The sequence below is a fragment of the Salinarimonas rosea DSM 21201 genome (assembly GCF_000429045.1).
GTDB classification, from domain to species: Bacteria; Pseudomonadota; Alphaproteobacteria; order Rhizobiales; family Beijerinckiaceae; genus Salinarimonas; species Salinarimonas rosea.
Genome location: NZ_AUBC01000006.1, coordinates 23,367 through 48,032, shown reverse-complemented (window position 1 = coordinate 48,032; position 24,666 = coordinate 23,367). Strand labels below are relative to the sequence as shown.

Here is a 24,666-nt window from a genome sequence, read left to right as displayed (position 1 = left end):
GGCTCATCCCTGCTTGAGGTCGGCGGCGAAGGCCGCGACGTCGTCCGGCACGCCCACGCTGCGGGTCTGCGCCGCCGGTGCGATGCGCTTGACGAGGCCCGACAGGACCCGCCCCACGCCGACCTCGACGAAGCTGCCGACGCCCGCGCCGGCCATGAACGCGACCGATTCGCGCCAGCGCACGGTGCCCGTCACCTGCGCCACGAGCGCGTCGCGGATCGCCTGCGGCTCGGAGACCGGCGCGGCCGCGATGTTGGCGACGACGGGCGCGCGGGGCGCGCTGACGGAGGCCTCGGCGAGCGCGGCGCGCATCGCCTCGGCCGCGGGCGCCATCAGCGCGCAATGGAAGGGGGCGGAGACCGGCAGCATGACCGCGCGCTTGACGCCGCGCCCCTGGGCGAGCGCGAGGGCGCGCTCCACCGCGGGCTTGTGGCCGGAGACGACGACCTGGCCGCCGCCATTGTCGTTGGCGACGTCGCAGACCTGGCCCTGCGCGGCCTCGGCGGCGATTTCGCGCGCCTGGTCGATCTCCACGCCGATCAGCGCCGCCATGGCGCCCTCGCCCACGGGGACGGCGGCCTGCATGGCATCGCCGCGGATGCGCAGGAGGCGCGCGGTGTCGGCGACGGAGAGCGCGCCGGCGGCGGCGAGCGCGGAGTACTCGCCCAAGGAGTGCCCCGCCAGAAAGGCGACGTCGCGGGAGACGTCGAGCCCCGCTTCCGCCTCGAGCACGCGCAGCGCCGCGAGGCTCGTCGCCATCAGCGCCGGCTGGGCGTTCGCCGTGAGGGTGAGCGTCTCGATCGGTCCCTCGAACATCAGCGTCGAGAGCTTCTGCGAGAGCGCGGCATCGACCTCGTCGAACACGTCGCGGGCCTGGGGATACGCGTCGCGGAGCGCCTTGCCCATGCCCACGGCCTGGCTGCCCTGGCCGGGGAACACGAGAGCACGGCTCGGGGTCGGGTCGGGCATGGAGCCTCCTTGGGGAACGACGGCCGGTGCGGATGCGCTGCGCCCTTCGCAAAGGGCGACGGACGTGTCAAGCGAGCGGACGCGTCACCCGAGGCGAGAACGCCCGCCGAGCGGCTCGACGGGCGTTCGCGAGATCCATGGTCCGTCAGCCCTGCGGCTGCGGCTCCAGCCCGGGGCCGGGCTCGTCGCGCGGCGGGCGGGGCTTGCCGGCGACGGGCACGGTGACCCCGCGCACGGGGGCCGGCGGCTCGGTGACGTCGCGGCTCGGGCGCTTGCCCGCGATCAGGTCGCGGATCTCCTGGCCGGTCAGCGTCTCGTACTCGAGCAGGCCCTTGGCGAGCAGCTCCAGCTGATCGTGCTTCTCGGTGAGGATACGCCGGGCCTCGCGCAGGCCCTCCTCGACGAAGCGGCGCACCTCGGCGTCGATCTTCTGCGCCGTCTCCTCGGAGACGTGGTTCTGGCGGCCCATCTGCATGCCGACGAACGGATCGTCGTTGTTGTCACCGTACGAGACCGTGCCGAGCTCCTCGGAGAAGCCCCAGCGCGTCACCATCATCTTGGCGAGCCGGGTCGCCTGGTCGATGTCGGACTGCGCGCCGGACGTCACCTTGTCGCGGCCGAAGGTGATCTCCTCGGCGACGCGCCCGCCCATCATGATGGCGAGGCGCGAGGTCATCTGCTCGAAGGACATCGACAGCTTGTCGCGCTCGGGCAGCTGCATGACCATGCCGAGCGCGCGCCCGCGCGGGATGATCGTCGCCTTGTGCACCGGATCGGTGGCGGGAACGCTGAGCGCGACGATGGCGTGGCCGGCCTCGTGATAGGCGGTCAGCTTCTTCTCGTCCTCGGTCATGACGAGGGTGCGCCGCTCGGCGCCCATCATCACCTTGTCCTTGGCGTCCTCGAACTCCTGCATCGTGACGATGCGCTTGCCGCGCCGCGCCGCCAGCAGTGCCGCCTCGTTGACGAGGTTCATCAGGTCCGCGCCCGAGAAGCCGGGCGTGCCGCGCGCGATCACCTTGGTGTCGACGTCCGGCGCGAGGGGAACCTTGCGCACGTGCACCCGCAGGATCTTCTCGCGGCCCGTCACGTCGGGATTGGGCACCACGATCTGGCGGTCGAAGCGACCCGGCCGCAGCAGCGCGGGATCGAGCACGTCCGGCCGGTTGGTGGCGGCGATGATGATCACGCCCTCGTTCGCCTCGAAGCCGTCCATCTCGACCAGCAGCTGGTTCAGCGTCTGCTCGCGCTCGTCGTTGCCGCCGCCGAGACCCGCACCGCGGTGACGGCCGACCGCGTCGATCTCGTCGATGAAGATGATGCACGGCGAGTTCTTCTTGGCCTGCTCGAACATGTCGCGCACGCGGCTCGCGCCGACGCCGACGAACATCTCGACGAAGTCCGAGCCCGAGATCGTGAAGAACGGCACGTTGGCCTCGCCCGCCACGGCGCGGGCGGTGAGCGTCTTGCCGGTACCGGGAGGGCCGACGAGCAGCACGCCGCGCGGGATGCGCCCGCCCAGCCGCTGGAACTTCTGCGGATCGCGCAGGAACTCGACGATCTCCTGCAGATCCTCCTTGGCCTCGTCGATGCCGGCGACGTCGTCGAACGTCACCTTGCCGTGCGCCTCGGTGAGGAGCTTGGCCTTCGACTTGCCGAAGCCCATGGCGCGCCCCGCGCCGGACTGCATCTGGCGGGACAGGAAGATCCAGGCGCCGATGAAGATCAGGATCGGCAGCCAGTTGATCAGCAGCGCCAGCAGCCACGGCGTCGAATCCTGCGGCGGCTGCGCGTTGATCTGCACGCCGTTCTGCTGCAGCGTCGGGACGAGGCTCGCGTCCTCCGGCGCGTAGGTCGAGAAGGCGGTGCCGTCCTGGTAGATGCCGGTGATCTCGCGGCCCGCGATGGTGACGGACGAGACGCGCCCGGACTCCGCCGCCGACAGCAGCTGGCTGTAGGCGATCTCTCGGCCCTGCATGCGCTGGCTCGGCGACTGGAACAGCGTCACGAGCGCGAGCACCAGCAGGAAGATGATGACCCACAGGGCGAAGTTTCTGAAGTTCGGGTTCATCGCGGTCCGTTCGTCGCCGGGCAGAGGGCGTCCCTGGGGTCACCGCGCGAGGAGGTCGCTGCTCGAACGGGACGCGAACGCACGCCCGACAGGAGGCGTTCGCCAGGTTCAATCTAGGTGCGCGCGGCGGTCGTGCCAAGTGGAAGGGGCGGTCGCGGGGCACTGCTGCGGCAATTGTGCGATCGCGAACGCTGCCGGGACGCGGGATGCACGCGCCGTTCGCGTCCCGTTCCTGCGCCGGCGCCCACGGCGAGCGGGCGGGCTCGCCGTGGGTGCGTGGACGCGGCGGGTCGCGGACGGGCGTGCGGTCAGTGCACGCTCACCGCGTCGAGCTGGTTGGCGCGGGCATTGGCGACGGCGGCCTCGCGCGAGCCGGTGAGCAGGATCGGCGCACCGCTCGCCGACAGCAGCGCGAACAGCGCGAGCCCGGGCTGGAGCTGCGGCGCCTGCGGAAACAGCTTGGCGACCTCTTCGGAGGTCATCGGCCGGACGTAGGCCATCTCGCCCTCGCCGAGGGCGGCGAGCGCCTCGGGCGCCTGGATCTCGTCGGCCTGGATCGGGTCGGGGAGGATGTGGGTCGTGGTGGTCATGGTCTCGCGCCCTCCTTCGAGCGGTGCGGTGCTGTGCGGGCGTTCAGCCCTTGGATGCCTTCAGCGCGATGTCGATCTTGCGGATCACCCGCTCCGGCTCCGGGCGGACGAGGTCGATCGAGAGCAGGCCGTTCGTCAGGTCGGCGCCGACCACCTCCATGCCGTCGGCGAGGAGGAAGGAGCGCTGGAACTGGCGGGCGGCGATGCCGCGATGGAGGTAGTGACGCGTCTTGTCGTCCGTCTGCTTGCCGCGGATGACGAGCTGGCTCTCCTCGAGGGTGACCTCGAGCTGGTCGCGGGTGAACCCCGCCACCGCCAGCGTGATCCGCAGCTTCTCGGGCTCCTGCGCGGTGCGCGGGAGCCGCTCGATGTTGTAGGGCGGATACCCGTCCCCCGCCGCCTTCGCGACGCGATCGAGCGCCTGCTCGATCTCGTCGAAGCCGAGCAGGAACGGATGGGCGAACGGCGACTGACGCGACATGGTCGAAGCCCTTGGTGAGGCACTTCTGGGTGGGGCCCGCCGGGGCGCGGCCCTCGGGGAGGAAGATGGGACGGGTGGGAGTGGGGGTCAAGAGACGTGGGGCTCGAGGGACGCGAGGTCATCTGTCGCTAATGAACTATCATATCGCCTTTTGAGACTGCGATGCTTGTTTCACGTCATAATGCGTGCTAGTCAGAAGCAACAGCAGCCTACGGTCGCATCGCATTTCCCGCGCGGCGAAGCGGTGCCGGGACGTCCTGGAGGAGCAATGCCGACCGTGATGCGACTGGATGGGATGCGGGTGATGATCCATACTGAAGACCATGCGCCGGCCCACGTTCACGTCTTCCGGGCGGAAGACTACGCCGTCATCGTCTTGAACTGCCCTGACGGGCCGCCGCTCGTGAGGGGACTGGCACGCATGCCGAAGCGTCGGCTGGAGCGCATCGTCGGGGCACTCGCGAGTCGGGTCCCCGAGCTGTGCCGGGATTGGGAGAGCATCCATGGCGATCTCTGACGAGGACTATGCGGCGGCGACGCGGTGGGGCGAGGAGCAGCGCACCGCGGGGTACGCCGTCCGCGCGACCTACGATCCGGTCGGGCAATGCGTCGTCGTGACGCTCAGCACCGGCGCGGTCATGCGCATCGACCCTGCGAGCACCCGCGCGCTGAGAGATGCAGTGCCCGGGGACCTCGCGGACATCGAGATATCGGGCGCCGGCCTCGTCCTGTTCTGGCCGCGGCTGGACGAAGGCGTCTCGCTCGCGGTGATGCGGGAGCGCTTCCCACCCGAGCGCGCAGGGGCGGAAGATGCGGCACGACACTATTGACAGCTGAAGCTGTCATGCTTGGAGCAATCATCGGTGTAATGGATTCGGTCTTCATGCCACGTCCACGCGGCGGGCGCTGCGACTGAATGAACTCAACACTAGAATGCTCATCGGCCAACACAATCAGCATATATATTTGTAAATATCCAAGTAATATTATACCAGATTATACCTCCTGAATATAATAGAACCCAGCCAAAGGCATGACAAAGTCCTGCGCACAATCGGGGCGGCCCCACAACGAAACGGGCTCGTGCTTTGCTTCTACGCCACGCTCCATTCTCACTCGCTCCTCATCTCGGCCCCTGAGCCGGCGTCCCGCTCACGCCGCCGTCACGTGGCTGTGGCCGAGGAAGGTGGGGTAGAGGCACAGGTCACGCACCAGCCGGTGGCTGCCGCGCTCGAAGACGTAGAGGTTCTCCCAATAGCCGGTCACGGCGTAGTGGACGCCGTCCGGCAGGAAGGTGATGCCGCAGGGAAAGCGCAGGCCGACGCCGCGCCCGTCGAGCCGGGAGACGGTCTCGCCCGACGCCCCGTCGAAGGCCATCACGGCGTGGGCGCTGGGGAAGGTCGCGATCGCCTGGTCGTGGACGGGATCGTAGACGATCGAGAGCCCGTGGCGCATCAGCACGCCGTCCGCAGGCGAGCCCATCGCCGCCGCCGTCATCGCGCCCGGCCGCCCACCGCGGGCGAGCTTCAGGGTCGGAGCCGGCAGGTAGGCGATGCCCGGCTCGCTGGTGATGTCGACGCCCTCGGCGAGCGGGTCGCGCGCCGTCACGCGTGCGAGGTCGGCCTCGCTGCCGAGCCGCGCCTGGATGGCGAAGATGCGCTCCAGCCCCCCGGCGGCGAGGTGGCGCACCTCGAGGTCGCGCGTGCTCGTCACCCGCTTGTCGAGCAGGCGCCCGTCGGCCATGTCGATGACGGTGACGCTCGCCTCCACGACGTGGCGCGGCACGGCGAGCGAGCGCTCGCCGTCGCGCGGGAGCGAGCCGTAATTCGCCGCGACGAGGTAGCGCCCGCCCTCGACCAGGACGATCTCGTGCGGGTCGATGCCGTGGGTGGAATAGCTCTCGCGCACCCGCAGCGTGTCGGCGTCGCGAATGGTGATGCGCCCGAAATGGGCGTCGATCGGGCCGCCGTCGCGGGCGCGGCGCGGGGCGCGCTCGGAGATCAGCACGCGCGCGCCGCCTTCGAGATAGACCGCGTGCCCGCCGCCGCGCCAGCCCTCGCCGAACGCCGGCGCGCTCGCCACGAGATCGAGGGTGAGCGGGTCGAAGGCGACCTGGTCGGCGGCCTCGAAGCCGCACAGCACGCCGACGCTGCGGTCGGGCGCGATGGCGACGTCGTGGGCGTGCGCGGGCAGGAGCGCCTGGCGCACGCTGCCGTCCAGGCCGATGCGCGAGAGCAGCCGGTAGGGCTTGCCCGTGTCGCGGATCGCCCGGGCGATCCGCCGGTTGGCGACCAGCGGCACGCCGTTCGCCGTCCCCGCGCCCGGCTCGTAGCCGGGCACGTAGACGGCCGCGTCGGCGAGGTCGCCAGGCACCCGCCGCTCCGCCGGGGAGGGGAGCGCCGCCTCGCCCCCAGTCGCGCAGCCGCCGAGCCCGGCGGCGAGGCCGAGCCCCGCCGCCGTCCGCAGGAAAGCGCGCCGATCCAGGGTGGCCCTTTCCATGGCGGCCCTCAATGCGATCCGCCGCCGCCGCCACCACCGCCGCCGCTGTCGCCCCCCTCGCCGCCCCCGGGCTCGATCGGGGTGAAGCGCGGGTCGTTCCGCACGACGGGGGCGTCGCTGCGGCCGACGGGCGTGCAGGCGCCGGCGGCCGCCCCGGCGGTCAGGGCGCCGAGGAGCTGGAGGCGGGTGCGATCGGGCGCCTCGTCGCGCTGGTCTTCGGTCTCGTTCATGGCTTCTCTCCTGTACATCTCGCGGGCGCGCGTCGCGTCAGTGCGATCCGCCGCCACCACCACCACCACCGTCGCCGTCGCTGCCCGGCGTGCGCAGGCGCGGATCCTCCGCGGCCCGTCGGGCGGCGTCCCGCTCCTGGGCGCGCCGGATCGCCTGGCTGCCCACCGCCTGCGCGCCACCCTCGATGGTCGCGCAGCCCCCGCCGGCGGCGGCCGCGCTCAGCGCGCCGAGCAGCGCGAGGCGCGAGCGGTCCGGCGTCTCGGTCCCCATGTCGTTCTTCGTGTCCATGGTGCCCCTTTCCCTTCAGTCGATGACGGCTGGTCCCGCGCCCTGGAGCGCGAGACCGGTGGCGACCCCGAGCACGACGAGGAGCGGGATCAGCTCCTGTCCCGTGCCCGAGAGCGTGAGGACGCCGCGCGGGCGGCGATCGCGCGCCGACCGCGAGACGATCCGCACGACGAGGTGCCCGCCGACGCCCGCGAGCGCGGCGACGGCCGGCAGGCCCGCGGCGAGCGCCGCGCCGGCGAGCGCCAGGACCGCCAGCGTCGCGGCGAGCTCGGCCGCGCGCAGGTCGCGCCCGCCGAGGAGCGGCAGCGGGCGCGCCGCCGCGCAGCAGCCCGCCTCCAGGCAGCCGAGCTTGGCGAAAACGTAGGAGACGTTCGCGCCGACCGCGTAGGCGGCGAGGAGGAGCCCGCCGTCCGCGCCGGCGAGCGCCAGCATCGCCCCCGCCGCGGCCGCCGCGAGGGCGGAGGCCGCGGCGCCGCCGGTCCAGGACACCGGCGCCTGCGCCCGCGCGTCGCGCCGCGCGAGCGCGATCAGGATCCTGTATCCGGCCCCGCCGAGAAAGAAGAAGCCGTAGAGGAAGGCCAACGCGATCGCCGCCGTGAGGTAGGGGAGCGGCAGTAAAGGTGCGGCGATCAGGCCGAAGGACGCGGCACCGACGACCGCGGAGCCGAGCCGATACCCGAACGCACGCCCGGAACGCTTGGCGACGTACTCCGCCATGGTCCCCTGCCCCCGATCTGTTGGTGACGACTTCGTGTAGGCGCAGGATGCCGCAGCGGCAGAAGCGGCAACTTGATTCCGATCAAATCGACGCGTGCACGAATTCACATTCGGACATTTGCATTCATAGGAATGCGAGCCGCCCGCCGCCCCGCCACCCTCGCGCAAGCTCCCGCCGCCATCGTGCATGACGGATCACGCATCACGGGGGCGTAGCGGACATGGCGAAGGCGATCGCGGCCGCAGGGGCGGCGCAGACGCGGGGACTGCGCGATATCGGTTTCGCACTGGGCATCGTCGTCATCCTGACGATCCTGTTCCTGCCGATCCCCGCCTTCCTGATCGATGCCGGGCTCGCGCTGTCGATCGCGCTGTCCGTGCTCATCCTCATGGTGGCGCTGTGGATCCAGAAGCCGCTCGACTTCTCCGCCTTTCCCACCGTGCTCCTCATCGCCACCATGCTGCGGCTCGCGCTCAACATCGCGACGACGCGCATGATCCTCTCGGAGGGCGACCAGGGCGGCGACGCGGCCGGCATGATCATCGACGGCTTCTCGCGGCTGGTGATGTCGGGCGACTTCGTCATCGGGCTGATCATCTTCGCGATCCTGGTGACGGTGAACTTCATCGTCATCACCAAGGGCGCGACCCGCATCGCCGAGGTCGGTGCGCGCTTCACGCTCGACGCCATCCCCGGCAAGCAGATGGCGATCGACGCCGACCTCTCGGCGGGGCTCATCGACGACAAGGAGGCGCAGCGCCGCCGGCGCGAGCTCGAGGAGGAATCGTCCTTCTTCGGCGCCATGGACGGCGCCTCCAAGTTCGTGCGCGGCGACGCCATCGCCGGGCTGATCATCACCGCGATCAACATGCTCGGCGGCATCGTCATCGGCACGACCCGCCACGGCATGGAGCTCGCCGACGCCGCCGACGTCTTCGTCAAGCTGTCGGTGGGCGACGGGCTCGTCACGCAGATCCCCGCGCTGATCGTCTCGCTCGCGGCGGGCCTGCTCGTCTCGAAGGGCGGCACCCGCGGCTCCGCCGAGGAGACGGTGACGACGCAGCTCTCCGGCTATCCGCGCGCGCTGCTGATGGCCGGCGGCGTCATGCTGCTGCTCGCGCTCACCCCCGGCCTGCCGTTCCTCCCGCTCGCGACACTCGCCGGCGTCCTCGCCTTCGCCGCCTGGGCGATCCCGCGCAAGCTCGCGGAGGCGGAGGCGCAGCGCGAGATGCTGCGGGTGGAGGAGGAGGCGCGGGTCGAGGAGGAGAGCCGCGACTCGGTCAAGGAGGAGCTGCGCACGCCCGAGATCGAGCTCGTGCTCGGCAAGCAGCTGTCCGCCGAGCTCCTGACCGCCCACGGCGAGCTCGCCCACCGCGTCTCGAAGATGCGCCGCAAGTTCGCGCGCCAGTACGGCTTCGTGGTGCCGGAGATCAAGCTCTCGGATTCGCTGACGCTGCCGCGCAAGACCTACGAGATCCGCATCCACGGCACGCCGATCGCGACGAGCGAGCTGCGCATCGGCGAGGTCATGGTCATCACGAGCCAGGCGAAGCCCGACGTGCCGGGCGACGAGGCCCGCGAGCCTGCCTTCGGCATGCCTGCGATGTGGATCGCCGAGAGCTACGCCGCGGAGGCCAAGCGCGAGGGCTTCACGCCGATCGACAACCTCTCGGTGCTCCTCACCCATCTCTCCGAGGTGATCCGCAACAACCTGCCGCAGCTCCTGTCCTACAAGGACATGCGCGCGCTGATCGACCGGCTCGATCCCGAGTACAAGCGCCTCGTCGACGACATCGTGCCCTCGCAGATCTCGTACTCGGGCCTTCAGGGCGTGCTCAAGCTGCTGCTCGCCGAGCGCGTCTCGATCCGCAACCTCAACCTCGTGCTCGAGGCGGTCGCCGAGATCGCGCCGCACGTGCGCCGTTCCGAGCAGGTGGTGGAGCACGTGCGCATGCGCATGGCCCAGCAGATCTGCGGCGACCTCACCGAGGGCGGATCCCTGCGGGTGCTGCGGCTCGGCAACCGCTGGGACCTCGCCTTCCACCAGTCGGTGAAGCGCGACGCCAAGGGCGAGCCGGCGGAGTTCGACATCGACCCGCGCCTGCTCGAGGAGTTCGGCCAGGCCGCATCCGCCGCGATCAAGCAGCGGCTGGAGCAGGGCAAGCCCTTCGCCATCGTGACGGCGCCCGACGCGCGGCCCTACGTGCGCATGGTGATCGAGCGGCTGTTCCCGACGCTGCCGGTGCTCTCCCACGTCGAGATCCCCCGCGGAGTCGACATCGAGAGCCTGGGGACGGTGGGGTGAGCCTGCTCGCGCCGGACCTGATCCTCGCGACCTTCCTGGTCTTCTGCCGGATCGGGGCGTGCCTGATGCTGATGCCCGGCTTCTCCTCGCTGCGCGTGCCGCCGCAGGTGCGGCTGTTCATCGTCATCGGTGCGACGCTCGCCATGGCGCCGATCGTGGTGCCGGGCCTCCTGCCCGTGGTCGCCTCCGCCTCGCAGGCGGGCGTGCTGGCGCTGATCGTCACCGAGACCCTGATCGGCGCGCAGATCGGCGTCATCGGCCGGATTTTCTATCTCGCCCTCCAGACGCTCGCGCATGCGAGCACGATGCTGGTGGGCTTCGGCGCCATGCCCGGCGCGCCGGTCGACGAGATCGAGCCGATCCCCGCGCTCGGGTCGCTGGTGATGCTCTCGGCGACCGCGCTGTTCTTCATCGCCGACCTGCATTGGGAGATCTTCCGCGGGCTCGCCGTCTCCTACGAGACGCTGCCGCCGGTCGCGGGCTTCGACGCGCGCGCCTCCCTCGCCTCCCTCGCCGACCGGATCGGCGAGGCCTTCCTGCTCGCGCTGCGCATCTCCGCGCCGTTCGTGATCTACGCCTTCCTGGCGAACTTCGCGCTCGGCGTCATGAACAAGCTCGCGCAGCAGATCCCGATCTACTTCGTCGCGCTGCCCGCGGTCCTGATGGGAGGCCTGTTCGTGTTCTACTTCCTCGTCGGCGAGTACCTCGCCCTCTTCGCCGCCGGCTTCGCCGACTGGCTGCGGACGGGGTGAGCGCCATGACGGATGGCTCCATGACGGACGCCCCATGACCGACGCCCGCGCCCGCCACGCCGCACTCGTGCGCATCCGCGCGCTCCAGGAGACGAAGCGCAAGCTGGAGGAGTGGAAGCTCGCCGACTTCACCCGCCGCGCCCGCGCCGTGGCGGACGCGGAGGCGCGGACCATCGCGGCGCTCAACGCCGACGGCCCGCTGAAGGGCCTGTTCGTCGAGAGCGGCGCGCGGCGGCTCGAGAGCCTCGCGCGCCAGCGGCGCAGCCTGGAGGCCGCGACGGAGCGGCAGGGGGAGGCGGTGCGCGCCGAGGCGCGGCGGGAGAAGGTCGCGGGCATCCTCGAGCAGGAGGCCGCGCGGCGGGTGGAGGAGGAACGGCGCCGCAGGGAGGATCTGGCGATCCTCGAATCCTTCCTCGCGGGCCGCGATCCCGAGGGCGCCGGCACGAGCGCCCCCGGCGCAAGCCTCGGGCAAGCGCCCGCGCCTAGCCTCGTCACGGACCGAGCCAGGAGAGGAGGAGGCACGCCATGACCATCTCACCGCCCTCCGACATCATTCTCGAGGTCGCCCGCGCGGCGGACCCGACCGCGCTCGCCGCCGCGACCGAGCGGCTGCGCGACATCGCCGTCGCCCGCGGCCGGACCGGCGAGGGCTTCGAGACCGCGGTCGCGGAAGCCGGCCGCCCGCCGGCGCCGCCGCCGGTGCCGATGCCGCCTCCCTCCCCGGAGCGCCTGCGCGAGACGCTCGCCGCGCTCGCGCCCTCCGCCACGCCGCGCCTCGGCGCGGGGCCCGACCTGCCGGGCGCTCCGCGCGTGGCGGCCGGGCCGCAGACGCCGGCGCAGGCCTTCGAGGCGACGTTCCTGCGCCAGGTCGTCGAGACCCTGATGCCTCGGAGCGAGGCCATGTTCGGCGAAGGCACCGCCGGCTCCATCTGGCGCGGCTTCCTCGCCGAGGAGATCGGCGCCGAGCTCGCCCGCGCCGGTGGCGTCGGCATCGCCGCCGCCGTCGCCGAGGCCCATCCGCAGCTCGGCCAGGTGAACGCCGCCAAGGCCGCGCTCTGGCCCGAGCACGCGCAGGCCCGCCTCCAGCCCGCCGCCGCCGCGCACGACGGCGGCGCCCCCTACTTCTCCGGCTTCTACCGCAGCTGACCCCGGGATCGATCATGACCGCCGCCGCCGCCTCCCGCCCCGCGCCCGCCGCCCCGCTCACCGATGCCGACGCTCCGCCCCCGGCCGATGCGACGTCGACGAGCGCCGCATCGCCGCCGGTCGCGCTCCCCGCCGTCGTCCCCGAGCCGCTCCCGCCCGCGCTCAACCCGGACTTCGGCGACGCCACCGGCATGATCGCCGCGATCGGCCGGCTCGAGGCGGTGCTCGAGCACGAGACCGCCGAGATCGGCCGGCTCTCCACCGCGCAGCTCAAGGAGCTCAACCGGCGCAAGAGCCTGTGCCTGCTCGAGTTCACCCGCGCCGCGCGCCCGCTCGCCGAGCAGATGGTCTCGCCCCTCCTGCGCGAGCGCCTCGCGCGCCTGCGCGACGCGATCGCCCGCAACCAGGCAGTGCTGGCGACCCATCTCGACGCGGTGCGCGAGATCGCCGGCACCATCGCTGGCGCGCTGGAAGCCCGCGACTCCGACGGCACCTATGCCGAGCGGCCGGTGCCGGCGCGCGCCGAGGGCGGGCGGCGATGACGGCGCGCCTCGTCGCAGCGGGCCTGTGGCTGTGCGCCACGGTCTTCGTGTCCTCCCACCTCGTCGCCGACTGGCGCGCCAAGCGCGCCGCCGAGGCCGCCGGCGAGCCGAGCTATTTCCGCGGCGTCTCCTACGAGAAGACCCGCGCGCTCTCCGTGCCGATCCTGCGCGAGGGGCGCATAGCCGGCTACGTGGTGGCGCAGTTCGTCTACACGGTGGACACCGAGGACCTGCGCCGGCTGCGCGTGCCGCCCGAGAGCTTCATCCTCGACGAGACGTTCCAGCGCCTGTTCGCCGACGAGACGATCGACTTCGCCGACCTGCGCGCCTTCGACATGCGCGGCTTCCTCGCGGGGCTCACCCAGTCGGTCAACGCCCGGCTCGGCGAGGAGGTGGTGCGCGAGCTCATGGTGGAGGAGTTCAACTTCGTCGACCCGGCGCAGATCCGCGCCGGCTGACGGCGCGAGAAGGCGGGTCGCGCCGCCGGGCGCCTCGACACGGCCGCAATGACGGGCAGAGTGTCGCACCCGTTCATCGCACGAAGGACCGCGCCCATGCCGATTCGCCCGCCCCGCCGTCTCGCCGCGCCGCTCGCCGCCCTCGCCGTGGCGCTCGCCCTCGCGAGCCCCGTCGCCTACGGCCCCACGCCCGCGATGGCGCAGGAGGCGCCCGCGTCCGCCGGGCGGATCGCCGTCACCGGCACGGGCGAGGTGGAGCGGGCGCCGGACTTCGCGCGCGTCTTCGTGTCCGTCACCAACCGCGGCGACAGCGTCGCCGTGGTGCTCGAGGCGAACCGGACCGCCTCGGACGAGGCGCTCGCCGCCATCGAGGCGCGCGGCGTCGCCCGCGAGGACGTCCAGACGGTCAACTTCCAGGTCTTCGAGACGCCGGAGGAATACGACCGCAACGGCGAGCCGCGCCCGGTCGAGCCCTTCACGGCGACGCATCAGCTCATGGTCGTGCTGCGGGACACCGACGCCGTCGGCGCCTTCGCCGGCGAGATCCTGGCGCTCGACGCGATCACCTTCCAGTCGATCGCCTGGGGGCTCGAGCGCAGCGAGGAGGCGCAGGACGAGGCGATGCGCCGCGCCGTCGCCGACGCGCGCCGTCAGGCGCAGGTGCTGGCCGACGCGGCCGGGATCACGCTCGGCGCGATCCGCCGCATCGGCGACGGGCATGTCGGCGGTGGGCCGCAGCCGGAGATGGACCGGGCGATGATGCGCGCGGCCTCCGCCCCGGCGGTGCCGATCGTGCCGCCGGCGCGGATCACCTTCACGGCGCAGATCGGCATGGAGTGGGCGATCGGCGAGTGAGATCGCGCGCCGCGGCGGCCGAGGCCCGGCTCACGCGCCCCATCGATGCAGCCCGGCACCGTGGCGCCGGAGCCAGGCCTCCGCCTCGTCGGTGCGGGGGCACAGCCGCTCGGTGACGCGCCAGAAGCGGGCGGAATGGTTCATCTCCTTCAGGTGTGCCACTTCGTGCGCGGCGAGGTAGTCGAGCACGAAGGGCGGGGCGAGGATCAGGCGCCAGGAGAAGGAGAGGTGCCCGCGCGCCGAGCAGGAGCCCCAGCGGCTGCGCGTGTCGCGCAACGTGATGCGCCGGGCCGGGATGCCGACCGCCGCCGTGTGGCGTGCGACCGCCGCCGCGAGGTCCGCCCGCGCCTCCCGCATCAGGAGCTCCGACACGCGCTTGCCGACGAGATCGGCGTCGCCCGGGACGAGGATCGCGGGCCCGCCCGCGGCGTCGCGGCCGACGCGGGCGGGCGCACGCCGCCCGCCGGTCGCGACGATCCGGTGCGGATCGCCGCGCAGGGGCACCTCGACGCCGTCCGCGAACGCGATCCGCCCGGGGAGCTTGGCGACACGCGTGGCGATCCAGCCGGCGTGGTCGCGGGCGAACCGCTCGGCGGTCGCGAGCGCCGTGCGCGACGGGATCGTGAGCACGACCTCCCCCGTGGCGCTCGACACGCGCAGCGTCAGCCGCCGCGCCCGCGCCGAGCGCTTGAGCACGACGTCGTAGGACGCCGTCCCGTGCGCGACGCGCAGCGCCGCCGGCTCGGGCTGCGGCCGGGTCGGCGGCGCGACGAGGCTGCGGCGCAGGAGCGAGAGGACCATGGCGGCATCATCGCCGGGGGAGCGATTCGGGGCAAGCGCCGCAGACAGCCGTCGTCGCGGATCGGCTCACGCGCTCGCCATCTGCGAGCGTTGCGCCCAGCCGGTCATGCGCTTCTCGACGATGGCGGTCGCCGCGTACATGATCACGCCGAGCACGGCGAGCGCGATCAGCGCCGCGAACAGGAGCGGCACGTTGAAGTCCGCCGAGGCGCGGGCCATCAGGTTGCCCACCCCGAAGTTCGAGGCGTTGTACTCGGCGATGACCGAGCCGACGAAGGCCAGCGTGATCGCGACCTTCAGCGAGCCGAAGAAGTACGGCATCGCGCGCGGGATGCCGACCTTGACGATGATGTCGCGCTTCGAGGCGCCGAGCGCACGCAGCACGTCCTCGGTCTCGGGCTCGATCGTGGCGAGGCCCGTCGCCACGTTCACCACGATCGGGAAGAACGAGATCAGGAACGCGGTGAGCACCGGCGGCAGCCAGCCGACGCCGAACCAGATCACCAGGATCGGCACCACGGCGACCTTCGGGATGGCGTTGAAGCCCACCAGCAGCGGGTAGGAGCCCGCGTGCACCAGGCGCGAGGCGCCCAGCGCCATGCCGAGCAGGAGACCGAACACGACGGCGATGACGAAACCGGCCAGCGTCATCCAGGCCGTGTGGAAGGAATGCAGCGAGAGCGGGCCGCGGAACTGCCAGAGCGCCTCCGCGATGACGCTGGGCGCCGGCAGCACGAAGGTCGACATCCCGGTGACGCGCACCAGGATCTCCCACAGCACGAAGAAGCCGATCGTGAACATCCACGGTGCGGCGGCGAGGAGCGCGCGGCGGCGGCGTTTGGCGTGCATCACGGGCGCTTCCTTCCGCGCTCAGGCCGCTTGCCGCGCGTCGGCGATGTGCCCGCGCAGCTCGTGGACGATGTCGGTGAAGGCGGCGGTGTACATGATCTCGAGGTCCCGCGGCCGCGGCAGGTCGACGTGCCGCTCGGCGATGATCCGCCCCGGCCGCGCCGACATGCAGAACACGCGGTCGGCGAGGAACACCGCCTCGCGCAGGTCGTGCGTCACGAGGATCACGGTGAAGCCCTGCTCCGCGTGGAGGTCGCGGATGATGCACCACAGCTCCTCGCGGGTGAAGGCGTCGAGCGCGCCGAAGGGCTCGTCGAGCATTAGGAGCTTGGGCTCGTGGATCAGCGCACGGCACAGCGAGGCGCGCTGCTGCATGCCGCCCGAGAGCTGCCAGGGGAACTTCGCGCCCTGCCCGGCGAGCCCGACCTCGGCCAGCAGGTGCTCGGCGCGCGCGACGTATTCCGCCTTGTGGCGGCGCAGGCGCGAGCGGTGCGGCTGCACGATCTCGAGCGGGAGGAGCAGGTTGTCGAGGGTCGTGCGCCAGGGCAGCATCACCGGGTTCTGGAAGGCCATGCCCGCGAGCTTCACCGGCTTCGTCACCTCCTCGCCCCCGACGACGACGGTTCCCTTCGCGGGAAACTGGAGGCCGGTGGCGAGCTTCATCACCGTCGACTTGCCGCAGCCGGAGGGGCCGACGATGGCGGCGAACTCGCCCTCGCGCACCGCGAGCGTCATGTGCTCGACCGCCGGCGCCCCGTCCTCGGCGCCGGAGTAGATGTGGGTGACGTCGTGGATGTCGACGAAGGCCTGCACGAATGTCTCCGGATGCGTCGGCCCCGGCGCATGGCCGGGGCCGTCCTCGTTCGGATGCGGTCGGCGTCGCGCGCTCCTCACGGGAGCATGCGCTCCTCCTTCGGCGGCAGGAACTCGGACGTGAACACGTCCTCCAGCGCCGGGCGGTCCTGGAAGTCGAAGGTGAGGTCGATCTGCTCGAGCGCCCGCTCGTAGCGCGCGGGGTCGACGTCGCCGAAGCCGTTCTGCGCGACCTCGTCGGTGAGGATGTTGTTCTCGATCGTCATGCGCCAGCGATCGGCCTCCACCTCCTGGCGGGCGACGTCGTTGTACTTGACGACATAGCCGGCGCCCTCGGTCGGGTTGGCGATCGTGTCCTCGAGCCCGCGGATGAAGGCGCGCAGGAAGCCCGCCACCGCCTCGGGGTTCTCCTCCATGAAGGCGGGCTTGGCCATGATCACGTTCCCGTAGAGCTCGACGCCGTAATCGCCCATGTTGAGCACCACGATGTCGTCCTTCGGCACGCCGCGGGCGGCGAGGTTGATGGCGGACGACATGGCGAATCCGAACACCGCGTCGACCTCGCCCTGGGCCAGCATCGGCTCGCGCACGGGGAAGCCGACGTTCTCGAACCTCATCTCCCACTCGGCCTCGTCGATCTCGTTGACGTCCTTGAAGATCGGCCACTGCGCGTAGGCCGCGTCGGCCGCCGGGGCGCCGAAGGTCTTGCCGCGCAGGCTCTCCAGGTCCTCGGTGATGCCGCGCGAGGCGCGCCCCACGATGGCGAAGGCGGGCTTGTTGTAGACCATGGCGACCGCCTTGACGGGGACCGAGGCGGGGTCCGAGCGGTAGCGGATCAGCGAGTTGAAGTCGCCGAAGGCCATGTCGTAGGGGCCGGACGCGACGCGGTTGATCGACTCGACCGAGCCGCCACCGGCGTCGATGGTGACGTCGAGCCCCTCCTCCTCGAAGTAGCCCTTCTCCAAGGCCGCGAGGAACGGCGCCGACGGCCCCTCGAAGCGCCAGTCGAGCGAGAAGCGCAGCGGCGTCGGCTCCTGCGCCACGGCCGGGGCCGCGGCGAGGCCGCAGAGCGCGACGCCTCCGGCGAAGGCGGCGATCAGGCTGCGGCGGGTGAGACGGGGGAGGCGGGAAGTCATGCGGCGGCGCTCCTGCGTACGGGTACGGATGATCTCTCGTGCGGCGACCCTGGCAAGGGCCGTGCCGGACCGGGCGGGCGGAACCAGGCTCGGCCATGCAAGCACATGGCTCCGCAGCGTCAAGCGAAATGCCTCTTCGTTGGGCACGATCGGCGTCGCAGGACGCACACGGGGCAGGCAGGCGTCCGCCGCGCGCTTCCCCGCTCGCGAAGCACGCCGGGCTCGTGATCCCACGAAGACCCGGTGCGGTCCAGCCCGCGCCACGCACGTCCCGCGGGTCCGCCCGGTCGATCACCCGCAAATCCTTGACTCGTCGCCCGCCCCCCTGTACCTCCCCTCCCCTGGCTCTTCGTCGCAGACGAACGCTCGATCCGCCGACCGGCCCCGCGAGGCCGGAGGTCAACGCCCGACAGCGCGTCGCGCCCTCGGGCGCGATCCGCGTTGCGTCGGCGGCCGAGAGCGGTGGCGAGGCGGGGCCGAGGCCCCCATATCGAGCCGGGTGAGCATGAGCGAGACGACGCGCGAGGGCGAGACCCTCGACATCGCGGAGGCGGTGAACGAGACCTGCCCGTGGTCGGGAAAGCCGATCGCGGCGGATTCGCTCGCGCGCTATCGCGGCCGCGTCGTCGGCTTCTGCAATCCCGGCTGCCGCGACAAGTTCGTGGCGGCGACGGCGCATTTCGACGCCGCCATCGATGCCGACGACACCCCGCTCCTCGCCAAAGGGCTCGACTGATCATGTTCGAAGGCCTCTCCGAACGCCTCTCCGGCATCCTCGACGGCCTCACGCGCCGCGGCTCGCTCTCCGACAACGACGTCGCCGAGGCCCTGCGCGAGGTGCGCCGCGCGCTGCTCGAGGCCGACGTGGCGCTCGAGGTGGTGCGCTCCTTCACCGACCGCGTACGCGAGCGGGCGGTGGGCGCCGAGGTGGTGAAGTCCGTCACCCCCGGGCAGATGGTCGTCAAGATCGTCAACGACGCCCTCGTCGAGATGCTCGGCGCCGACGCCGAGACGATCGACCTGCGGGCCGAGCCGCCGGTGCCGATCCTGATGGTCGGCCTCCAGGGCTCGGGCAAGACCACCACCACCGCCAAGATCGCCAAGCGGCTCTCCGAGCGCGAGAAGAAGCGGGTCCTGATGGCCTCGCTCGACACGCGCCGCCCGGCCGCGATGGAGCAGCTCGCCATCCTCGGCAAGCAGGTGGGCGTCGACACGCTGCCCATCGTCGCCGGCCAGTCGGCCGTGCAGATCGCCAAGCGCGCCATGCAGGCGGCGCGGCTCGGCGGCTACGACGTGGTGATGCTCGACACGGCGGGCCGCGTCACCGTCGACGAGCAGCTGATGGCGGAGGCCGCAGACGTCGGCCGCGCGGTCGAGGCGCACGAGGTGCTCCTCGTCGCCGACGCGCTGACCGGCCAGGACGCGGTGAACACCGCCCGCGCCTTCGACGGGCGCATGGGCCTCACCGGCATCGTGCTGACCCGCATGGACGGTGACAGCCGCGGCGGCGCGGCGCTCTCCATGCGCGCGGTGACCGGCAAGCCGATCAAGCTGATCGGCACCGGCGAGAAGGTCGACGCGCTCGAGGAGTTCCACCCGAGCCGCGTCGCCAACCGCATCCTGGGCATGGGCGACATCGTCTCGCTGGTCGAGAAGGCCGCGCAGACGATCGACCAGGAGAAGGCCGTGCGCATGGCCGAGCGCATGCGCAAGGGCAAGTTCGACCTCGAGGATCTCTCCGAGCAGCTCGGCCAGATGGAGAAGATCGGCGGCGTCGGCGGTCTGATGGGCATGATGCCCGGCATGGGCGCCATGAAGAAGCAGCTCGAGGGCGCCAAGGTCGACGACAAGATGATCAAGCGCCAGCGCGCCATCATCTCCTCGATGACCCCGGCCGAGCGCAAGAATCCGGACATCCTGAAGGCCTCGCGCAAGAAGCGCATCGCGGCGGGCGCCGGCATGAAGGTCGAGGACGTCAACAAGCTCCTCAAGATGCACCGCCAGATGGCGGACGTCATGAAGATGATGGGCAAGAACAAGAAGGGCGGCATCGCCGGCGCCCTCGGCGGCATGTTCGGGCTCGGTGGCGGGGGCATGGGCGGCGGCATGGGCGGCATGGGCGGAATGGGCGGCATGCCCGAGCCGACGCCGGAGATGATCGCCGAGATGCAGAAGAAGATGGGTGGCGGCGGCGGCCTGCCGCCGATGCCGCCGGGCCTCGGCGGACCCGGAAAGCCCGGCCTGCCCGGGCTCGGCGGCCCGAAGGGCGGCGGCCTGCCGGGCCTCGGCGGCGGCTTCCCGTTCGGAGGCAAGAAGAAATGAGCCGAGACGCAGTGCGCCGGGTGCCGGGCATGGCGATCCCCGTGATCGAGACCGAGCGGCTCGTGCTGCGCGGCTTGCGCGAGGACGATCTCGACGCGCTCGCCGCCTTCTACGCCGAGGCCGACGCCGCCCGCTTCGTCGGCGGCCGCCTCGAGCGCGAGGACGCCTGGCGCCTGATCGCGATGCATCTCGGCCATTGGCACCTGCGCGGCTTCGGCCAGTTCTGCGTCGCCGACCGCACGAGCGACACCTATCTCGGCTGGTGCGGCGTCTGGCACCCGGAAGGCTGGCCGGAGCCGGAGCTCGGCTGGGCCCTGGTCGCCTCCGCGCAGGGTCGCGGCCTCGCCACCGAGGCCGCCCGCGCGGCCCGGGACTACGCCTACCGCGTGATCGGGCTGACCACCCTCGTCAGCTACGTCGACGCGGACAACCACCCCTCCCGGCGCGTCGCCGAGCGTCTCGGCGCCGTGCGCGAGGAGGGGTCGATCGATCTTCGAGGCTCGCCGGTGGACGTCTGGCGCCACCCGGGCCCCGCGGAGCTCGCGGGCCGCTGAGCGCGGCCCTCACCTGTGACGACACGAGACACCAGCAACCGGAGAAGACAGGCATGCCCCTCAAGATCCGCCTCACCCGCGGCGGCGCCAAGAAGCGCCCCTACTACCGCATCGTCGTCGCCGACTCGCGCTCCCCGCGCGACGGCCGCTTCATCGACCGGATCGGCTCCTACGACCCGATGAAGCCCAAGGACGCCGCCGACCGCATCGTGCTCGACGTCGAGAAGGCCAAGGCGTGGCTCGAGAAGGGCGCCCAGCCCACCGACCGCGTGCTGCGCTTCCTCGACCAGGCGGGGCTCGCCAAGCGCCCGGAGCGTGCGAACCCCGAGAAGGGCAAGCCCGGCAAGAAGGCGCAGGAGCGTGCCGCCGAGCGTGCCAAGCGCGAGGCCGACGCGGCCGAGGCCGCCTCCGGCGCCGAGGCGTGAGGCCGATGCCGGGCCGAAAGCCGCCTTCGCGCCGCGGCGCGCGGGCGCCCGGCCCGGCGCAGCCCGCTCCCCCGGCACCCGTTTCCGCGGCTCCCGCCGCGGACCTCGTCCGCGTGGCCGAGCTCGGCCGCGCCCACGGGGTGCGCGGCGAGATCCGGCTCAAGTCCTTCACCGAGGACCCCTCGGGCGTCGCCCGGCTCGGCCCGCTCGCGGCCCCCGACGGACGGCGCTTCACCATCGAGAGCGCGCGGCGTGCCCCGGGAGGGGCGCCCGACCTGCTCGTCGTGCGCCTGTCCGGCATCGGCGACCGCACGGCGGCCGAGGCGCTGACGCGCACGCCGCTCCACGCGCCGCGCGCGGCGCTCGCGCCTCCCGATCCGGACGAGGACGCCTGGCTCGCCGCCGACCTGATCGGCCTTCCGGTCCTCGACGAGGCGGGCGAGACCATCGGCCGGATCGTCGCCGTGCCCGATTTCGGGGCGGGCGACCTGCTCGAGATCGCGCCTGCGCGCGGCGGCGCGACCGCCTTCCTCCCCTTCACCCGCGCCTTCGTGCCCGACGTCGACGTCCCCGCCGGCCGCGTCGTCGCCCGCCCGCCGGCCGACCTGTTCGCGCCCGCCCGGGCCGAGCCGCCGCCGGAGGACGACGCGCCGTGACGGGTCCCGGCTTCCACGCGAGCGTCCTCACGCTCTACCCCGAGATGTTCCCCGGCCCGCTCGGGGTCTCGCTCTGCGGCGAGGCGCTGGCGCGGGGGACCTGGTCGCTCGAGCCGCGCGACATCCGCGCCTTCGGGCGCGGCCGGCATCGGGCGGTGGACGACACGCCCGCCGGCGGCGGGCCCGGCATGGTGATCCGTGCCGACGTGCTCGCCGAGGCGATCGACGCCGCCGCCCCCGGCGACGACCCGCGTCCGCGCCTCCTGATGAGCCCGCGCGGGCGCCCGCTGCGGCAGGACTTCGTCCGCGAGCTCGCCGCCGGCCCGGGCGCGCTGATCGTCTGCGGGCGCTTCGAGGGCGTCGACGAACGGGTGATCGAAGGGCGCGATCTCGTCGAGGTCTCGATCGGCGACTACGTGCTCTCCGGCGGCGAGATCGCCGCGATGGTGCTCCTCGACGCGGTGGTGCGGCTCCTGCCCGGCGTCATGGGCGCCGCCGCGTCGGGCGAGGAGGAGAGCTTCGAGGGCGGGCTGCTCGAGTACCCGCACTACACCCGCCCCCGGGAGTGGGAGGGACGCGCCATCCCCGACGTCCTCCTCTCGGGCGACCACGGGCGCATCGCCCGCTTTCGCCGCGACGCGGCACGCGCCCTCACCCGCGCGCGGCGGCCCGACCTGCTGGGGGACTGATTTCCGCATCCCCGCGCTGCGCCGCGGCGTCGCGGCCCACGGCGAACGCGCCTCTTCCCACGGCGCACGGGCCGGCATAAGCTTCGTGCATGAGCGAGCTCGTCACAGGCATCAGACACGCGAAGCCGGCCGATTCGGCCGCGATCTCGAAGGTCTTCGACGCGGCCTGGCGGGAGGCGTACGGCGGCATCATCCCGGGCGTGGCGCTCGAGCGGATGATCCAGCGGCGCGGCCCGCGCTGGTGGGCGTTCTCGCTGCGCCGCGGGCGGCCGCTCGCCGTGCTCGACGTCGGCAAGACCATCGCGGGCTACGCCTCCTACGGCCGCTGCCGCGATCGGTCCCTGCCCGCCGAGGGCGAGATCGACGAGCTCTACCTCGCGCCGGAGTACCAGGGCGTGGGGCTCGGCCGGCGGCTGTTCCGCGCCGTCGTCAACGACCTCGGCGATCGCGGGGCGCGCGCGGTCGCGGTCTGGTGCCTGTCCGACAACGAGCGCGCCTGCCGCTTCTACGAGCGTCTGGGCGGGCGGCTCGTGGCCGAGGGGCGCGAGCGGATCGGCTCCGACCAGCTGCCCAAGAAGGCCTACCTGTTCGAGCGGTGAGCGCCCCCGAGCGCCCTGGGGGTGACCGGACGGCGAAAGTCGTCCTTGTGCGCCGCCACGCGGGGAGCTACCTAGCTCGCCACCGAAAGCCCCCGCGACGCGCCTGCCGCGTCCGCGACGAGGAGGATCGCCATGCGCATCGACGCCGTGTCCATCGGCAAGAACCCGCCCCACGAGGTGAACGTCATCGTGGAGGTGCCGATCGGCGGCGAGCCGATCAAGTACGAGCTCGACAAGGAGGCGGGCACGCTCGTGGTGGACCGCTTCCTCTACACCTCGATGCGCTACCCGGGGAACTACGGCTTCATCCCCCACACGCTCTCCGACGACGGCGACCCGATGGACGTGCTCGTCGCCAACACCCGCGCCATCGTGCCCGGCGCCATCATCGCCGTACGCCCGGTCGGCGTGCTGATCATGGAGGACGAGGCGGGGCAGGACGAGAAGATCATCGCCGTGCCGACGACGAAGCTCACGCGCCGCTACGAGAGCGTCAAGACGGTCGCCGACATGCCGAAGATCACCCTCGAGCAGATCGAGCATTTCTTCGCGCACTACAAGGATCTCGAGCCCGGCAAGTGGGTGAAGATCGTGCGCTGGGGCGACGCCGAGGAGGCGCTCGCCATGGTCTCCGCCGCGATCGAGAAGGCGCGGGCCAAGAATCAGGGCTGAGGAGGAGCAGGGCCGAGGAGCAGGGCCGCACGCGGCGCGCCTCACCTCCCCTTCCGGGAAGCCGACCCCTTCGGGAAACGAAGAAGCCCGGGCCTCGCGGCCCGGGCTTCTCGCGTTCCGGTCGCCCGAAGGCGGGAGATCAGAGCTGGAAGTACTTCTCGCGCGCCGCGATGAAGCGGGCGTCGTTCTGCTCCGTCGAGGTGCGCACGAGGCGCAGGGCGTCGACGTAGGACTGGGTGACGCGCTTCGTCAGGTCGTCGCCCGACTCGAGCAGGCCCTGGATGATCTCCTTGGCGGCGACGGCGCCGGCCTCGAGGATCTCCTCCGGGAAGTAGCGCACCTGGACGCCGTGATCGTTGACGAGCGTGGCGAGAGCGCGCGGGTTGTTGGCGTAGAAGTCCGAGGCGACCTGGTCGTACTCGGCCTGGCTGCAGTCGCGCACGATCGCCTGCAGGTCGTCCGGCAGGGCCTGGAACTTGGCCTTGTCGACGACCAGCTCGGTGGCGAGGCCCGGCTCGTTGAAGGAGGGGAAGTAGTAGTTCTTGGCGATCTGGTAGAAGCCCAGCGCCAGGTCGTTGTAGGGGCCGACGAACTCGGCCGCGTCGAGCGTGCCGGCCTGGAGGGCGGGGAAGATCTCGCCGCCGGCCATGTTGGTCACGGTCGCGCCGAGCTGCTCCCACACGCGCCCGCCGAGACCCGGCGTGCGGAAGCGCAGGCCCTGGAGGTCGGCGAGGCCGGTCAGCTCGTTGCGGAACCAGCCGCCCGCCTGGGTGCCGGTGTCGCCGGAGAGGAAGCCCTGGACGCCGAACTGGTCGTAGATCTCGTCCCACAGCTCCTGGCCGCCCATGTAGCGCACCCAGGCCGCGAGCTCGCGGGACGTCATGCCGTACGGAACGCCGGTGAAGAAGGACAGGCCCTGGCTCTTGTTCTGCCAATAATAGGCCGCGCCGTGGCTCATCTCGGCGGTGCCGTCGATGACCGCGTCGAGCGACTGCAGCGGCGGAACGAGCTCGCCGGCGGAGAACACCTGGACCGTCAGCCGGCCGCCGGAGGCGGCGGTGATGCGGTCGGCCAGGCGCTGCGCGCCGACGCCCAGGCCCGGAAAGTTGCGCGGCCAGGTCGTGACCATGCGCCAGGTGATGTTGCCCTGGGCGACAGCCGGGGCCGCGAAAGCGGAGGCGGCGGCGACGCCGCCGACCGCGGCGCCCTTCAGGAATTGACGACGTTCCATACGTGAACCCTCCA

At 72.1% G+C, this 24,666-nt stretch carries 30 protein-coding genes; 17 read left to right on the top strand and 13 right to left on the bottom strand.

Annotated elements, in window-relative coordinates; translation table 11 throughout:
- Positions 1-3 precede the first annotated feature (3 nt).
- The 4 genes from fabD to G407_RS0105395 form a co-directional block, all read right to left on the bottom strand.
- Entirely contained in the window at positions 4-969 is a 966-nt protein-coding gene (fabD, locus tag G407_RS0105410; RefSeq protein ID WP_029029996.1) for an ACP S-malonyltransferase, read from the bottom strand.
- A gap of 145 nt (positions 970-1,114) precedes the next feature.
- Entirely contained in the window at positions 1,115-3,040 is a 1,926-nt protein-coding gene (gene ftsH / locus G407_RS0105405; RefSeq protein WP_029029995.1) for an ATP-dependent zinc metalloprotease FtsH, read from the bottom strand.
- 308 nt (positions 3,041-3,348) lie between these two features.
- The gene (locus G407_RS0105400; RefSeq protein ID WP_084327332.1) at positions 3,349-3,630 is read right to left on the bottom strand and encodes a BQ00720 family protein; all 282 of its coding nucleotides are present in this window, start codon (positions 3,628-3,630) and stop codon (positions 3,349-3,351) included.
- A 43-nt stretch (positions 3,631-3,673) separates the two neighbouring features.
- Entirely contained in the window at positions 3,674-4,111 is a 438-nt protein-coding gene (locus G407_RS0105395) for an Hsp20 family protein (protein ID WP_029029993.1), read from the bottom strand.
- Between the two features lie 268 nt (positions 4,112-4,379).
- Here G407_RS0105395 and G407_RS0105390 point away from each other — a divergent pair, with 268 nt between their 5' ends.
- The gene (locus G407_RS0105390; RefSeq protein ID WP_029029992.1) at positions 4,380-4,628 is read left to right on the top strand and encodes a DUF4160 domain-containing protein; all 249 of its coding nucleotides are present in this window, start codon (positions 4,380-4,382) and stop codon (positions 4,626-4,628) included.
- Positions 4,615-4,941: a DUF2442 domain-containing protein gene (locus G407_RS25885; RefSeq protein WP_052340984.1), complete on the top strand. Its 327-nt coding sequence runs from the start codon at positions 4,615-4,617 to the stop codon at positions 4,939-4,941. The genes G407_RS0105390 and G407_RS25885 overlap by 14 nt, the downstream gene beginning before the upstream one ends.
- 322 nt (positions 4,942-5,263) lie before the next feature.
- Here G407_RS25885 and G407_RS0105380 read toward each other — a convergent pair whose 3' ends face one another.
- From G407_RS0105380 to G407_RS0105365, 4 genes are read right to left on the bottom strand one after another with little or no spacing between them, the layout of a single operon-like run.
- Positions 5,264-6,610, bottom strand: coding sequence for a DUF1513 domain-containing protein (locus G407_RS0105380; protein ID WP_029029991.1), 1,347 nt, complete (start codon positions 6,608-6,610; stop codon positions 5,264-5,266).
- A gap of 8 nt (positions 6,611-6,618) precedes the next feature.
- Entirely contained in the window at positions 6,619-6,840 is a 222-nt protein-coding gene (locus G407_RS25880; protein WP_043539020.1) for a hypothetical protein, read from the bottom strand.
- Positions 6,841-6,877: 37 nt separating this feature from the next.
- Complete coding sequence (locus G407_RS0105370; RefSeq protein ID WP_029029990.1) at positions 6,878-7,129, bottom strand: hypothetical protein; 252 nt, start codon at positions 7,127-7,129, stop codon at positions 6,878-6,880.
- 15 nt (positions 7,130-7,144) lie between these two features.
- A complete protein-coding gene (locus G407_RS0105365; RefSeq protein ID WP_029029989.1) occupies positions 7,145-7,846 on the bottom strand; it encodes a hypothetical protein in 702 nt (233 codons plus the stop codon).
- A 221-nt stretch (positions 7,847-8,067) separates the two neighbouring features.
- On the opposite strand from G407_RS0105365, the gene flhA reads away from it, so the two are divergent.
- The 7 genes from flhA to G407_RS0105330 all read left to right on the top strand — a co-directional run bounded on the left by flhA (position 8,068) and on the right by G407_RS0105330 (position 13,905).
- Positions 8,068-10,152, top strand: coding sequence for a flagellar biosynthesis protein FlhA (gene flhA, locus G407_RS0105360; RefSeq protein WP_029029988.1), 2,085 nt, complete (start codon positions 8,068-8,070; stop codon positions 10,150-10,152).
- Entirely contained in the window at positions 10,149-10,904 is a 756-nt protein-coding gene (locus tag G407_RS0105355) for a flagellar biosynthetic protein FliR (RefSeq protein WP_029029987.1), read from the top strand. The genes flhA and G407_RS0105355 overlap by 4 nt, the downstream gene beginning before the upstream one ends.
- Positions 10,905-10,938: 34 nt before the next feature.
- Entirely contained in the window at positions 10,939-11,433 is a 495-nt protein-coding gene (locus tag G407_RS25875) for a hypothetical protein (protein ID WP_043539019.1), read from the top strand.
- The gene (locus G407_RS25870; RefSeq protein ID WP_043539017.1) at positions 11,430-12,050 is read left to right on the top strand and encodes a rod-binding protein; all 621 of its coding nucleotides are present in this window, start codon (positions 11,430-11,432) and stop codon (positions 12,048-12,050) included. Before G407_RS25875 ends, G407_RS25870 begins: the two co-directional genes overlap by 4 nt.
- A 14-nt stretch (positions 12,051-12,064) precedes the next feature.
- Positions 12,065-12,592 carry a hypothetical protein gene (locus G407_RS25865; protein ID WP_245259022.1) on the top strand — a complete coding sequence of 176 codons (528 nt, stop codon included), beginning with the start codon at positions 12,065-12,067 and terminating at the stop codon, positions 12,590-12,592.
- Positions 12,589-13,050, top strand: coding sequence for a hypothetical protein (locus G407_RS0105335; protein WP_029029986.1), 462 nt, complete (start codon positions 12,589-12,591; stop codon positions 13,048-13,050). Before G407_RS25865 ends, G407_RS0105335 begins: the two co-directional genes overlap by 4 nt.
- Positions 13,051-13,146: 96 nt before the next feature.
- Positions 13,147-13,905, top strand: coding sequence for an SIMPL domain-containing protein (locus G407_RS0105330; protein WP_029029985.1), 759 nt, complete (start codon positions 13,147-13,149; stop codon positions 13,903-13,905).
- 30 nt (positions 13,906-13,935) lie between these two features.
- Here G407_RS0105330 and G407_RS0105325 read toward each other — a convergent pair whose 3' ends face one another.
- From G407_RS0105325 to G407_RS0105310, 4 genes are all read right to left on the bottom strand, one after another.
- Entirely contained in the window at positions 13,936-14,706 is a 771-nt protein-coding gene (locus tag G407_RS0105325; protein ID WP_029029984.1) for a M48 family metallopeptidase, read from the bottom strand.
- Between the two features lie 66 nt (positions 14,707-14,772).
- Positions 14,773-15,555 (bottom strand): ABC transporter permease, encoded by a 783-nt coding sequence (locus tag G407_RS25860; protein WP_043539016.1) that lies wholly within the window; start codon positions 15,553-15,555, stop codon positions 14,773-14,775.
- A 21-nt stretch (positions 15,556-15,576) separates the two neighbouring features.
- The gene (locus G407_RS0105315) at positions 15,577-16,368 is read right to left on the bottom strand and encodes an ABC transporter ATP-binding protein (RefSeq protein ID WP_029029983.1); all 792 of its coding nucleotides are present in this window, start codon (positions 16,366-16,368) and stop codon (positions 15,577-15,579) included.
- Between the two features lie 77 nt (positions 16,369-16,445).
- The gene (locus G407_RS0105310) at positions 16,446-17,504 is read right to left on the bottom strand and encodes an ABC transporter substrate-binding protein (RefSeq protein WP_052340983.1); all 1,059 of its coding nucleotides are present in this window, start codon (positions 17,502-17,504) and stop codon (positions 16,446-16,448) included.
- Positions 17,505-18,009: 505 nt separating this feature from the next.
- Between G407_RS0105310 and G407_RS0105305 the strand changes: the two genes are divergently transcribed.
- From G407_RS0105305 to ppa, 8 genes are all read left to right on the top strand, one after another.
- A complete protein-coding gene (locus G407_RS0105305; protein ID WP_029029981.1) occupies positions 18,010-18,240 on the top strand; it encodes an eL24 family ribosomal protein in 231 nt (76 codons plus the stop codon).
- Between the two features lie 2 nt (positions 18,241-18,242).
- Positions 18,243-19,826 carry a signal recognition particle protein gene (ffh, locus tag G407_RS0105300; protein ID WP_029029980.1) on the top strand — a complete coding sequence of 528 codons (1,584 nt, stop codon included), beginning with the start codon at positions 18,243-18,245 and terminating at the stop codon, positions 19,824-19,826.
- Positions 19,823-20,380 (top strand): GNAT family N-acetyltransferase, encoded by a 558-nt coding sequence (locus G407_RS0105295; protein ID WP_210163081.1) that lies wholly within the window; start codon positions 19,823-19,825, stop codon positions 20,378-20,380. Before ffh ends, G407_RS0105295 begins: the two co-directional genes overlap by 4 nt.
- A 53-nt stretch (positions 20,381-20,433) precedes the next feature.
- Positions 20,434-20,805: a 30S ribosomal protein S16 gene (rpsP, locus tag G407_RS0105290; RefSeq protein WP_029029978.1), complete on the top strand. Its 372-nt coding sequence runs from the start codon at positions 20,434-20,436 to the stop codon at positions 20,803-20,805.
- A 113-nt stretch (positions 20,806-20,918) separates the two neighbouring features.
- Positions 20,919-21,461, top strand: a complete 543-nt coding sequence (rimM, locus tag G407_RS0105285) for a ribosome maturation factor RimM (protein ID WP_245259021.1) — start codon at positions 20,919-20,921, stop codon at positions 21,459-21,461.
- Positions 21,458-22,150 (top strand): tRNA (guanosine(37)-N1)-methyltransferase TrmD, encoded by a 693-nt coding sequence (gene trmD / locus G407_RS0105280; protein WP_029029976.1) that lies wholly within the window; start codon positions 21,458-21,460, stop codon positions 22,148-22,150. The genes rimM and trmD overlap by 4 nt, the downstream gene beginning before the upstream one ends.
- 89 nt (positions 22,151-22,239) lie before the next feature.
- Complete coding sequence (locus G407_RS0105275; protein ID WP_029029975.1) at positions 22,240-22,749, top strand: GNAT family N-acetyltransferase; 510 nt, start codon at positions 22,240-22,242, stop codon at positions 22,747-22,749.
- Between the two features lie 132 nt (positions 22,750-22,881).
- Positions 22,882-23,421, top strand: coding sequence for an inorganic diphosphatase (ppa, locus tag G407_RS0105270; RefSeq protein ID WP_029029974.1), 540 nt, complete (start codon positions 22,882-22,884; stop codon positions 23,419-23,421).
- Between the two features lie 139 nt (positions 23,422-23,560).
- Here the strand turns inward: ppa and G407_RS0105265 are convergent, their stop codons facing one another.
- A complete protein-coding gene (locus tag G407_RS0105265) occupies positions 23,561-24,652 on the bottom strand; it encodes a TRAP transporter substrate-binding protein (protein ID WP_029029973.1) in 1,092 nt (363 codons plus the stop codon).
- Positions 24,653-24,666: the final 14 nt, after the last annotated feature.

What these genes read in the sequence shown, in the direction of transcription:
- fabD (WP_029029996.1), bottom strand. Translation starts at nt 969, where the DNA reads ATGCCCGACCCGACCCCGAGCCGTGCTCTCGTGTTCCCCGGCCAGGGC.
- ftsH (WP_029029995.1), bottom strand. Translation starts at nt 3,040, where the DNA reads ATGAACCCGAACTTCAGAAACTTCGCCCTGTGGGTCATCATCTTCCTG.
- G407_RS0105400 (WP_084327332.1), bottom strand. Translation starts at nt 3,630, where the DNA reads ATGACCACCACGACCCACATCCTCCCCGACCCGATCCAGGCCGACGAG.
- G407_RS0105395 (WP_029029993.1), bottom strand. Translation starts at nt 4,111, where the DNA reads ATGTCGCGTCAGTCGCCGTTCGCCCATCCGTTCCTGCTCGGCTTCGAC.
- G407_RS0105390 (WP_029029992.1), top strand. Translation starts at nt 4,380, where the DNA reads ATGCCGACCGTGATGCGACTGGATGGGATGCGGGTGATGATCCATACT.
- G407_RS25885 (WP_052340984.1), top strand. Translation starts at nt 4,615, where the DNA reads ATGGCGATCTCTGACGAGGACTATGCGGCGGCGACGCGGTGGGGCGAG.
- G407_RS0105380 (WP_029029991.1), bottom strand. Translation starts at nt 6,610, where the DNA reads ATGGAAAGGGCCACCCTGGATCGGCGCGCTTTCCTGCGGACGGCGGCG.
- G407_RS25880 (WP_043539020.1), bottom strand. Translation starts at nt 6,840, where the DNA reads ATGAACGAGACCGAAGACCAGCGCGACGAGGCGCCCGATCGCACCCGC.
- G407_RS0105370 (WP_029029990.1), bottom strand. Translation starts at nt 7,129, where the DNA reads ATGGACACGAAGAACGACATGGGGACCGAGACGCCGGACCGCTCGCGC.
- G407_RS0105365 (WP_029029989.1), bottom strand. Translation starts at nt 7,846, where the DNA reads ATGGCGGAGTACGTCGCCAAGCGTTCCGGGCGTGCGTTCGGGTATCGG.
- flhA (WP_029029988.1), top strand. Translation starts at nt 8,068, where the DNA reads ATGGCGAAGGCGATCGCGGCCGCAGGGGCGGCGCAGACGCGGGGACTG.
- G407_RS25875 (WP_043539019.1), top strand. Translation starts at nt 10,939, where the DNA reads ATGACCGACGCCCGCGCCCGCCACGCCGCACTCGTGCGCATCCGCGCG.
- G407_RS25870 (WP_043539017.1), top strand. Translation starts at nt 11,430, where the DNA reads ATGACCATCTCACCGCCCTCCGACATCATTCTCGAGGTCGCCCGCGCG.
- G407_RS25865 (WP_245259022.1), top strand. Translation starts at nt 12,065, where the DNA reads ATGACCGCCGCCGCCGCCTCCCGCCCCGCGCCCGCCGCCCCGCTCACC.
- G407_RS0105335 (WP_029029986.1), top strand. Translation starts at nt 12,589, where the DNA reads ATGACGGCGCGCCTCGTCGCAGCGGGCCTGTGGCTGTGCGCCACGGTC.
- G407_RS0105330 (WP_029029985.1), top strand. Translation starts at nt 13,147, where the DNA reads ATGCCGATTCGCCCGCCCCGCCGTCTCGCCGCGCCGCTCGCCGCCCTC.
- G407_RS0105325 (WP_029029984.1), bottom strand. Translation starts at nt 14,706, where the DNA reads ATGGTCCTCTCGCTCCTGCGCCGCAGCCTCGTCGCGCCGCCGACCCGG.
- G407_RS25860 (WP_043539016.1), bottom strand. Translation starts at nt 15,555, where the DNA reads ATGCACGCCAAACGCCGCCGCCGCGCGCTCCTCGCCGCCGCACCGTGG.
- G407_RS0105310 (WP_052340983.1), bottom strand. Translation starts at nt 17,504, where the DNA reads ATGACTTCCCGCCTCCCCCGTCTCACCCGCCGCAGCCTGATCGCCGCC.
- G407_RS0105305 (WP_029029981.1), top strand. Translation starts at nt 18,010, where the DNA reads ATGAGCGAGACGACGCGCGAGGGCGAGACCCTCGACATCGCGGAGGCG.
- ffh (WP_029029980.1), top strand. Translation starts at nt 18,243, where the DNA reads ATGTTCGAAGGCCTCTCCGAACGCCTCTCCGGCATCCTCGACGGCCTC.
- G407_RS0105295 (WP_210163081.1), top strand. Translation starts at nt 19,823, where the DNA reads ATGAGCCGAGACGCAGTGCGCCGGGTGCCGGGCATGGCGATCCCCGTG.
- rpsP (WP_029029978.1), top strand. Translation starts at nt 20,434, where the DNA reads ATGCCCCTCAAGATCCGCCTCACCCGCGGCGGCGCCAAGAAGCGCCCC.
- G407_RS0105275 (WP_029029975.1), top strand. Translation starts at nt 22,240, where the DNA reads ATGAGCGAGCTCGTCACAGGCATCAGACACGCGAAGCCGGCCGATTCG.
- ppa (WP_029029974.1), top strand. Translation starts at nt 22,882, where the DNA reads ATGCGCATCGACGCCGTGTCCATCGGCAAGAACCCGCCCCACGAGGTG.
- G407_RS0105265 (WP_029029973.1), bottom strand. Translation starts at nt 24,652, where the DNA reads ATGGAACGTCGTCAATTCCTGAAGGGCGCCGCGGTCGGCGGCGTCGCC.